Here is a 10,557-nt window from a genome sequence, read left to right as displayed (position 1 = left end):
GTGAATGTCACCAGCGACGTGCCGCCGATGCTCAGCACAGGGTCGGCGACGACGATGGTCGCGGTGGGCCGCACGGTATCGATGGCGTAGTTGTTAGAGTCGGTCGTACCGCTGCCGGCATTACCCGCCAGGTCGGCGATGCCGGTGTTATCCAGGGTGATGAGGTTGGTGGTGTCGGTGAGGCTGGCGCTCGGGGTGAACGTGCCTGTCCAGGTGATACCGCCATCGTTGCTATTCACCGCGCTCAATGTGCCGTTGGCAATCGTCAGGTCGGCATTGGTGAAGCCGGTGACCGCTTCGCTGAAGGTGAATGTCACCAGCGACGTCTCGCCGATTTTCAGCGCCGAGTCGGCAACGACGATGGTCGCGGTCGGCCGCGCGGTATCGATGGCGTAGTTGTTGGAATCGGTCGTACCGCTGCCGGCATTGCCCACCAGGTCGGCGATCCCGGTGTTGTTCAAAGTGATGAGGTTGGTGGCGTCGGTGAGGCTGGCGCTCGGGGTGAATGTGCCTGTCCAGGTGATACCGCCATCGTTGCTGGTCACCGCGCTCAACGTACCGTTGGCGACGCTCAGGTCGGCGTTGGTAAAGCCGGTGACCGCTTCGCTGAACGTGAATGTCACCAGCGACGTGTCGCCGATTTTCAGCGCAGGGTTGGCAACGACGATGGTCGCAGTCGGCCGCGCGGTATCGATGGTGTAGTTGTTGGAGTCGGTCGTACCGCTGCCGGCGTTGCCCGCCAGGTCGGCGATGCCGGCGTTGTTCAAGGTGATGAGGTTGGTGGCGTCGGTGATGCTGGCGCTCGGGGTGAACGTGCCTGTCCAGGTGATACCGCCATCGTTGCTGGTCACCGATGTCAGGGTACCGTTGGCAATCGTCAGGTCGGCATTGGTGAAGCCGGTGACCGCTTCGCTGAACGTGATGGTGACCAGGGAAGTACCGCCGATGTTCAGCGCAGGGTTGGCTATTACCACGCTTGCGGTCGGGCGCACGGTGTCGATGGTGTAGTTATTGGACGTGGTAGTACCGGTGCCCACGTTGGTCGAGGTGTCGGTGTAGAGCGTGTTGTCCAGGGTAATGACGTTGGTGCCGCTGGTGACGCCAGCCGTCGGCGTGAAGGTGGCGGTCCAGTGGATGTTATCGCTGGTGGTCAGGCTGCTCAGGGTGCCGTTGGAGGCCGTCATGTCGGCCAGGCTGAATCCGGTCACCGCTTCGCTGAAGGTGATGTTCACCACGGAGGAGCCACCGAGGTTCAGCCCGGGGCTGGCCACGGCGACTGTCGCCGTCGGCCGTACCGTATCGACGGCGTAGTTATTGGAGGTGGAGGTACCGCTGCCCGCCAGACCATTCGACACGCCGGTGACACCGGTATTGTCCAGCACGATATGGTTGCTCGCGCTGGTCACGCTCGCATCTGGGGTGAACGTCGCCGTCCAGGTGAGGCCGCCATCATTGGAGATGACGCTGCTCAAGGTGCCGTTGGAGACCGTCAGGTCGGCGTTGGTGAAACCGGTGACGGCCAGGTTGAAGGTAATGGTCACCTGCGAAGTGCTGCCAATGTGCTGGGCCGCGTTCGCCACTACGATGGTCGCGGACGGCGTCGGTGCGTAGGCGGTGTTCACTGTACCGCCGTCGTTGAAGATATTGTTCACGGCAGCCACGGAGGCACCCGTGCTGCCTCCACCCAACGCCGGGCCACCGGAACCGCTGCCACCGACGTTGCCGCTCATGGCCGCAAAGTTGGCGGCCGTCATCAACAGCGTGCCTTTGTTCCAGATCGCACCAACGCCTTTGCCCGCCGCGCCGCCCGAGTCTGCTGAACCCCCCAGGCCACCGCCACCACCGCCACCTCCGCCGGCCGCGATGTTATTGGAGATCACCGAAGTGCCGACGACCGTCAGGGTGCCGGAGCTGGCGTTGTAGATACCGCCACTGGCCGAAGCCCCTGCCCGGCCAGGCTTGTCCCACCCGGAACCGCCACCGCCGCCGCCAATGGAAATAGTGCCGTTGTTTGCGGTGCCGCCGGCACCGCCATTGCTGTAGTTGGCGGCCCCCACGCCACCCGCGCCGCCGCTGCTGCTGCCACCACGGCCGCCCATATAGTTCGGGTTGTAGCCGCCACCATTGCCACCGGTGTTGGCGCTACCGGACGTCCCACCATAAACGCCGGTACCGAAGCCCGAAGTGCCGCCATGGCCGCCGGCCTGGCCGCCAAGAGCACCGCCGCCGCCGCCGCCACCACCCACCGCGCCGCCAACATAGGGCGCGGTGACCCCACCGCCCCCGCCACCGCCCGAGGCCGCGTTGCTGGTCACCCTGACATTGTTCAAGGTCAGGTTGCCGAGGTTGACAATACCGCCGCCCATTGCCGCTGTGCCGTCGACACCCGCCGCTGCGCCATTACCCGCCGCCAGGCCTTGGGTGATGACCAAGCCATCCAGCGTCGCCGTCACACCGCTCCCCACCCTCAGCACCTGAGTCTTGTACTGCCCGCTGAGGGTCACATCCGCCACACCGTCTTGGTTCAGATCACCGGCGATGGTGACGTTTTTGCTGATGACCAATTGCGAGTTGAGGTTAACCGTCATGGTGGTACTGAACGTGACGGTATCGCCGGACACCGAATCGCTCAGAGCCTGGCGCAATGAGCCGACGCCACTGTCACCGTTGTTGACCACCGTGATCGTGGCCAACCCGTACTGGTACGCCGACATCGCCTGGTACGACAACGCGGTATGGCTCTCGATGGAGCCGGTGGCAATTTCCAACGTCCAATCGCCACCCTCGCCGGTGCGGTTGCTGGACGCGGCAATATCACGGCCGGTCAATTGCGCCAGGGAGTCGACGAAGTTGAGCCCTTTGCTGTCCCCTGCCGTGTTGCACGCGTAGATCAGAATGTCGCCGCCCACATTCATGTCCTGGCCGATCTGCGCCAGCACTTCGCTGCGGGCCGCGATGTTGTCGGCCGACAAATAGGTGCTGCCCAGCCACAAATCGCCGGTGTTGCCGTGGGCGAGGATCTGCACCGAGCTCACGCCCTGGTGGCTGCCCAGATAATCGGCAATCTGCTGCAGACCGTCTTTGCTGGCATCCAGCTGCACCACCTCGGTGCCGGGGGCGACGCCCTTGAGCAAGTTGGCGGAGTCTTTGACCCGGGCGTCGACGAACACTACGGTCTGCCCCGGAACGGCAACCGGCGCCGGTGTGGCCGGCGCGTCGGTTTGCCCATGGGTGTCTTTGCTGGCGGTGGCGTGCTCGGTCGTCGGCGCCTTGGCGGCCGCGTCGGCAGTGGCATGGCTGTCCGCCTGGGCGGCATCGGCCACAGTGGCGGCCACCGCGCCGTCAAACAACATGCGCGGTTCCAGGAACATGATCATCGGCGTCGCCAGAGGGTTGGCGCCTGTTGTTGTCTGCCGTGCCTTACCTTTGCTCCACCACATGCTGCTCACCCGTTTGTCGAATGCTGATACCCGCAATGAAAAAAACCGCGATCAGCCGATCGCGGCATCGGCTTTGGTGCGAATTACATTGGCGGCGCTCAGGCTGCCATCCCGCCAGAAATCCATATGCGCAAACTGCTCGAAGAGGTCCGGCGGCAGGATCGTACGCCGAGGCTGCAAAGCGACCTTGGGCTTGACCCGATGCAACCCGCTGACGCCCAGAGCCTCGTCGAAGTCCGGCGCGTCATAGCTGAGGTTGTCGAAGTCATGCTCGAACCACGGCTGCTCGATAAATTCGTAGACCAGCCGCATCACGCGCTCGGGCGCCTGGGATAGCAGGTCGTAGTCGACGATCAACATGGACCCGGCGTTTTCACCGTAGTACGCCTCTTTGAGGGCCGACCAGGCATAGCCCACGAGGCGATTGCGCTGGCCCAGGGTTTCGACACGGCTGTATACGGTGTTGCGCTCGATGTCGTCGTTGAACAGCTTGGTGTTCTCGAACGGATTGGCGCGATAGAGGCGTTCCAGGCTGTCCATGATCCACGCCACGTTGCGCACACAGGCAATGACCTTGGCCTGGGGAAACAGGTCATGCAGGGCGGGCATGCGCGCGCACCACTGGCGGTTGGTGTCGAACACCACCGGGGTGGAGGGTTTGTCGCCGTAATAAGCATCGAACAAGCCGCGCAACAGGCGGCGGCGGGTGTCCGGATCAATGACCGAGCCAAACTCGCTGCCGGCGCTGCACTGCGCCAGCACACCATTGAACAACGACCCTATGGGACTGCTCATGCCGGCGCGAAAGCGTGGGTTCTGCAACAGGATTGCAGAGAGCAAGGTCGAGCCGGAACGCGGCAGACCGGAGATAAAGTGATACTGCAATCCTTTCACCACTTTGTAGGACAAATCCATTTATGGTGGAAGCGTAGTAGAGGATTGCAGGGTCAACTAGTGTTCATTTGCCACTATTTCGGCATTTTCTCAATGCCAATTCGCGATTAGCGACAGCCCTCCGGCTGCGAAGGCTCTGGCCCGCGGCAAAGCACGAACAGGCGTGCCCTGGCTCCACCGCCATCCTGGCGCAAAAGTTCGCGCCAATCGGTGGGAATCGGCGCGAAATCGTCCGGCAAATCAGTGCTGCTGATCAGCCAGACGCGGCGCGTATCCGCCGGTAAAGCCGACAGACTATCGAGGTAGATACGCCCGCCGTCCTGGTCCACCAGCGTACCGAAGCCATACGCGTTAGGCCGGGTCGACGTGCCATCCGGTTTGGGCGGGGTATAGAGCTGCAATTGGGCGTCAGTCTGGTCGTAATACACGTAGCTCAAGTACCACAGCATGTCGCTAAGGACGATGCGGTCGCCTTCCTGATAGTTACGGTTGACGAACTCCACCGGCACGTTGAAATTATCGCGGTCGTCCACGGTTGCATTGCTCTTCAGCCCCAGCAGTTCCACGCTGATAAACAGCACCAGGAACGCGGCGCCCCAGCGTGACAGGCGTTTGGGCAGGCGGTCGATGGCCAGGGCCACCATGATCGGCAAGCCAAGGGCATACGCCGTGAGGTAGCGCTCGATGAACACCGGGGAAATAAACGATACCGCATACACCAGCAACAGCGGCAGCAGGAAGAATAGCGCCAGCAGGCAGGCCGGCCGATGGGCTTCGCGATCACGCCAGGCGGTCACCCCCACGACGGCGATCAGTAGCAGCGGGAACGACCAGAACAATGGTGCCCAGAAACCGATGCCCTCGTCCTGGAGCATGAACTGCCAGATCATCGACGGGACGGAGATCAGCGTGACCGGGTCTTCCCAGCCGATATCCCCCCCGGTCTTGAGCTGTTCGACGTGCTGCACCAGGTCCACCAGGTTGGGCAACCAGGGCAAGTACAGCACCACAATCAGGACATTGGCGCACCACCACGCTGGGCGCAGGAGCAACCGTCGGCCAGGTGCCTGGGACGAGTACAACAACCCCAGGTAGGCCCAATGCACCATTACACACAAGGCCATGAAGTAATGGGTATAGAAACCGGCCGCCATCAGCAGCACATAGGCCGCCAGGTAGCGCGTGCGCTCGGGGCAGCGTACCCAATACACCAGCGCCAGCGTCGCAGCCAGCAGCCACACGGCCAGCAGCGAGTACATACGCACTTCCTGGCTGTATCGCACGGCAGTGGGGTACAGCGCCAGCAGCACACCCGCCAGCACGGCGGCACGATAGGTGGACAGTAGCCGCGTCAGCCAGATACCCAGGCCCACCGCGACCACGCCGGGAATCGCGCTCATGCCGCGAATCGACCAGATGCCGTCGCCAAACAGGCCGATCCAGCCGCGCAGCATGAAAAAATACAACGGGGGGTGCACATCATGGGCCGCGTGGAACCACAGGTCGTCTACCGCGTATTCGCTGAGCAGCAGGCTCGAACCTTCGTCACCCCAGATCGCCGCTGCTGTCAGGCCATAAAAACGTACGGCCATGGCCAGCGCCAGAATTGGCACCCACCATAGCCGGCTGAGCCAACCGGCACCCGCCCAGGCAGCCGAGAGGCGACTGACTGCGGGAAAAACCCCAACTTTGTCGTCTTGTTCTACCACGGACCGTCGCACCTCAATTCCTCTGAAACTGCCTCTTTTCAAGGCAAACCCTGCGCATGCGCAAACAAGCGCCACTCTAGGACAAAAGCCTCGGTTTCGCTTGCTGTTTTGCACCCGCCAGGCGTTGTGTTACCGGCTGGGGGTCACCTGACCATCCTGCCTGCCCACACTCTTCGGGATGTTGCGCAAAGGCCCGGCGCACATGGGGTTTCAACGGTTTATGCGGCTTACCGCTACGCGGCTGGCGTCCTCCTGACGCTTGTCAGAACCCACTTTCCCGTACCCCCAGCGCTGCCGCCCGTCGCCAGGCCACGCCCAGTACCGACTCACTGCGCCCTTGCAGCATCACCACTCCGCGCAGCGGTTGATGGGGGGTAGGGATCGTTTCAACGCTTTTCAGTCGCGCACCGTATTGAGCCTGTACCGGCTCCGGTCGCTGATTTTCGTCGCGGCGCACGGCAATTGGCCCATGGTGATCGGAGGTCAGTGCCTCCTGGTCCAGATAGGCCACGCCGTTGGCGTCGATGTCGGTCAATACCACCGGGATGGCCACGTGCATCGGGTCATCGGCGATAAACCGTCCAGTGGAACCCGGCGCCACCCGCCACAGTTCGGCCTCGGCCAGGTAACCGCGCAGGCGTGCGCCCTCTTCCACCACTTGGGCCAGTGAGTCCTTGGGCGACAGCCAACGGCCCACGCTCAATTGCGGCAGCACATCGCGCACCCTGCCAGCATGGGGCGCGCGCAACAGCAGGCGTTCGCGCTGGGCGGCCAGCCCACGGTATTCGGCCAGGGCCTGGGACAGACGCTGATCGTTGATCCCGGCATCCGCAGCCGTTTCACTGCGCCCGGCCTGGCGGCGCATCTGCAGCTGCAAAATCTCCACTTCACGGCGCACGATGCTTTGCCGCGCGTCCAAATCCGGTGACTCCAGTTCGTACAAGACCTGGCCCTGGGTGACGGTTTGCCCATCCGCCACCCGCAACTGCTTGACCCGCGCGGCCACCGGCGCGTGCAACGCGCTGGCGCGCCCGGCTTCGAGCATGGCCGGCAGCTCGACGGCGCTGCGCCACGGCACCACCAGCGCCAGCCCGATCAACACCAACCCCAGGCTGCTCAACAGCACACGCGGCGCATGGGCCTGGCTGCGACGACTCCACCATTCGCGCCATTCCTTGAAGATCGGCAGGAAGATGAACCAGACCAACTCCACCAGCATCAGGAAGATCCCGAGCAGTTTGAAGAACAGGTGATACACCGCCAGGGCAATCCCCAGAAACAGCGCCGCCCGCCACAGCCACGCCAGGTAGCCCCACGCCAACAAGCGTCGTTGCATCGTCGGCGACCACGGCTCCGGCGCCGGCTCGCCATACCCGAACAACAGTTCACGCAGGCGCCAACGGCACAGGGCAAAGGCGCGGCCTTGCAGGTTATCCACCCCCCATAAATCGCTGATCAAGAAGTAGCCATCAAAACGCATGAACGGGTTGAGGTTGATCGCCAATGTCGTCAGCCACGTGGCACTGGCCAACATGAACGCCGCGGTGCGCGCCGGGCCATCCGGCAGCAGCGCCCAGGCAAGCAAGGCGATACAAGCCAGCAGCAACTCGGCCATCACCCCGCCGGCACCGATCATCAACCGCGCACGGCGATCATTGACCCGCCAGGCGTCGCTCACATCGGTGTAGAACATCGGCAACAGCACCATGAACGCCACACCCATGCTCTGAACCCGACAGCCAGCGCGTTTGGCCATATAGGCATGGCCGAACTCATGGCACAACTTGGCGAAGCACAACACCACCCCAAACGCCAAGGCGCCGCCGAGGCTGAACAAGTGCGGGAACGTCGCCAGAAAGCGCTGCCAGTCGCGCGCGACCAAAAACACGCCCAGGCCCAGAACTGCCGGCAGGCCGTACCGCAGCAAGCCCGGACCGAAGCGCGCCAGCCAGGGCCATGTCCGGTTGAGAAAAGCGTCCGGACGCCACAGCGGAATGCGGAAAAACAGGTACTGATGCAGCAACACCTGCCACAGGCTCTGCTTTTGTGCGGCCGCTTTATAGAGGTAACTGGCGCGCTGCTGCGGATCAAGGCCGGTGATCAGGTCATGGGCGCGCAAAAAGCTCAGCAGCTCCTCCACTTCGCTGATGCCCAGGGGCAAACCCGGTTCACGGTTGGCGGCTTGCAGGACTTTCTCTGGATCGCCCAGGGACCAGTGCCGCAGCAAACGAATGGCGGTGGCGCCGAGTTTGAAATAGCGCCCGCGCACCGGGTCGGCCAGGGTCCAGCGTGGCGAACCGTCCAGCGCCGCGCCGGCACTGGACAGTTGCAGGTCTTCGCGCAGTGTGGGCAGGTTCATCAGAGGCCGACGCTCTGGCGCAGGCCCGCCAACGGCCGACGCAGCAGGTACAGGGCCAGCGGCGCGCGGCCGCCATACAGCTTCGCCGTACCGCGCAGGCCGATACGCGGTGGCGCGCCATCGAATTGTGCATCGAGGCGATAGGCCAATTGCCCGCCCGGCGTGGGCTGCGCTTCATAGGCGGCACGTTGCAGGGTGGCGAGATGGCGTTGCAGTGGGTCACTGTCGAGGAACAGCGCTACCTGGGCATTGGGCGCCAAGGCAATGGCATCGCCCACCGCCAGCTCAATGCGCAATTCCGCCTGGGCAGGGTTGGCAATCTGTAGCAAGCGCTCGCCGGTCTGCACCGGTTTGCCGGTCCAGCGGTCAGCATCAGCGAATACAGCGATACCGTCGCGCTCGGCACGCACTTCGCTGCGTTTGAGCAGTTCACGCGCATAGTCGCGTTCGGCGCGTTTTTGCTCGACGCGGGCCGCCAGCAGGTCGATCTTCGAACTGGATTCGGCATCGGCAAAGGCGCGCTGGGAATTGGCCTTGAGCTCCGCTTCAGCGACACCCAGAGCACGCGCCGCCACATCGGCCTGCGCCGTCAGCGTGGTGCTTTCGAAGCGCAGCAACAGGTCGCCGGTTTTTACCGACTGATTGGGCTTGACCAAAAACTCGGCGATGACGCCATCCAGCGGCGCCGCCACCACTTGCCCGGCCTGCGGCACCACTTCGGCGGGCGCCAGCACCGATTGGCGCACCGGGATCAACAGCATCAGCAACAACGCCACCAGCACCGCTATTCCGCGTTTACGGGTCAGGCGCAGGCGCCACGGCTGGCGTGGCTGCAACGCGTGCCAGGCATGGCTGCAGGTGTCGCCAAAATGCGCCAGCAGCACTTGTTCGGCCGGGCTCCACGGGGTATCCCGCGCCAGCCACAGGCCGCCGAACACCCGGCCCTGGGGATCCATCAACGGCAGCCAGAACACGTGCCCGGCGGACAGGCTCTGCCAATCGGCTTGCACCGCGCCACTTAATTGCTCAGCCAGGACCACCCGCGCAGTCTGGCTCAACGCCAGTTTGTGCAACTGCGCCACCGCCTGCTCGACAAACGCCACGAACGGCGCATTCGAATCGACGCTGCTCACCGCCGTCACCGCCCTCACTTTGCCGGCGATCAACAGCGCGGTGTGGCGATAGCCGAACAGGGGCTGGCTGTCGTTGACCAGGCTGTAGGCCAGTTGCTCGATAGTACGCGCGGCACGGGTCTGGCGTTCAAGGTCGAGAAACTGCGCAAATACGCGCTCAGCGTGGCCCGGCATCGGTGCGTTCATTGCAATTGCGCAAAATGGGCCGTGCCACTCATGCCCGCCAGCAGCCCGCTGGCATTGGGTAAGGTGGCGACCAGCAGCAGCGTCTGGCTCCCCTCATCGATGCGCGCGCCGAGGCGTTTGACCGTGGCGGTGAACGCCTGGCCGGTTTCATCGGGGGTGAAATTGAACGTCTGGCCCGGCTTGAGTTTGCCCATCCAGCGCGACGGCACCAGCAGGTGAATTTCCAGGCTGTGGTTGTCGACGATTTCCAGCAACGGCGCCCCCGCCGAGACGCTTTCATAGCGTTGGACCTTGCGCTGCACCACTTGGCCGTCATACGGCGCCAGCACGCTGCAGCGCTTGACCTGCACTTGGTAAACCTGGGATTGGGCCTGGGTTTCAGTGAGCTTGGCTTCGGCGCGGGCCACTTCAAAACGCCCGACGGAGTTGAGCGCCGCCAGTTGTTTGTTGTGGGCCAGTTCTTCACTGGCACCCCGGCTGGCAGCCTGGGCGGCGTTCAATTGAGCCTGATAGGCCGAGCAATCGAAACGCGCCAGGGTGTCGCCCTTCTTGAACGACTCGCCTTCGCTGAAAGGCAGTTCAACAATGCGCCCCGACAATTCGCTGGCCAGCACCGCCTGGTCGCGAGCGCGCAGCACACCGCGGGCGTCACTGGAGGCGCTGGTCGACGCCGCAAGCGGGTGGTCCAACAACGGATCGTCCGCCATGACCATCGGCGCAACGCCCATCAGGCAGATAAAACTCAACGTCCCTCTTCGTAACCGCTCCATACGATCCTCCCTGACCATGATTGCAGTCTATGTCAGCATGGTTAAATTGCCACCGCCCCAATCGGA

At 63.5% G+C, this 10,557-nt stretch carries 6 protein-coding genes; all 6 read right to left on the bottom strand.

Features of this window, described 5'->3' with window-relative positions; translation table 11 throughout:
- The coding region (locus tag AC1Q6I_RS23795) for an Ig-like domain-containing protein (RefSeq protein WP_492618406.1) at positions 1-3,440 on the bottom strand (3,440 nt) is incomplete at its 3' end.
- A 51-nt stretch (positions 3,441-3,491) separates the two neighbouring features.
- Positions 3,492-4,355 (bottom strand): sulfotransferase family protein, encoded by an 864-nt coding sequence (locus AC1Q6I_RS23790; protein WP_024072683.1) that lies wholly within the window; start codon positions 4,353-4,355, stop codon positions 3,492-3,494.
- Between the two features lie 86 nt (positions 4,356-4,441).
- Positions 4,442-6,055, bottom strand: coding sequence for a glycosyltransferase family 39 protein (locus AC1Q6I_RS23785; RefSeq protein WP_102625066.1), 1,614 nt, complete (start codon positions 6,053-6,055; stop codon positions 4,442-4,444).
- A gap of 250 nt (positions 6,056-6,305) precedes the next feature.
- Entirely contained in the window at positions 6,306-8,402 is a 2,097-nt protein-coding gene (locus AC1Q6I_RS23780; RefSeq protein WP_069074969.1) for an efflux RND transporter periplasmic adaptor subunit, read from the bottom strand.
- Positions 8,402-9,721: an efflux RND transporter periplasmic adaptor subunit gene (locus AC1Q6I_RS23775; RefSeq protein ID WP_102625067.1), complete on the bottom strand. Its 1,320-nt coding sequence runs from the start codon at positions 9,719-9,721 to the stop codon at positions 8,402-8,404. Before AC1Q6I_RS23775 ends, AC1Q6I_RS23780 begins: the two co-directional genes overlap by 1 nt.
- Positions 9,718-10,449, bottom strand: a complete 732-nt coding sequence (locus AC1Q6I_RS23770; RefSeq protein ID WP_223817822.1) for an efflux RND transporter periplasmic adaptor subunit — start codon at positions 10,447-10,449, stop codon at positions 9,718-9,720. Before AC1Q6I_RS23770 ends, AC1Q6I_RS23775 begins: the two co-directional genes overlap by 4 nt.
- Positions 10,450-10,557 lie beyond the last annotated feature (108 nt).

It is taken from the genome of Pseudomonas sp. MPR-R2A5, from assembly GCF_058793055.1.
This window is presented reverse-complemented; position numbering and strand designations above follow the sequence as displayed.

Bases quoted from the DNA above. Each gene is read 5' to 3' on its own strand.
- AC1Q6I_RS23790 (WP_024072683.1), bottom strand. From the start codon at position 4,355: ATGGATTTGTCCTACAAAGTGGTGAAAGGATTGCAGTATCACTTTATC.
- AC1Q6I_RS23775 (WP_102625067.1), bottom strand. From the start codon at position 9,721: ATGAACGCACCGATGCCGGGCCACGCTGAGCGCGTATTTGCGCAGTTT.
- AC1Q6I_RS23780 (WP_069074969.1), bottom strand. From the start codon at position 8,402: ATGAACCTGCCCACACTGCGCGAAGACCTGCAACTGTCCAGTGCCGGC.
- AC1Q6I_RS23770 (WP_223817822.1), bottom strand. From the start codon at position 10,449: ATGGGCGTTGCGCCGATGGTCATGGCGGACGATCCGTTGTTGGACCAC.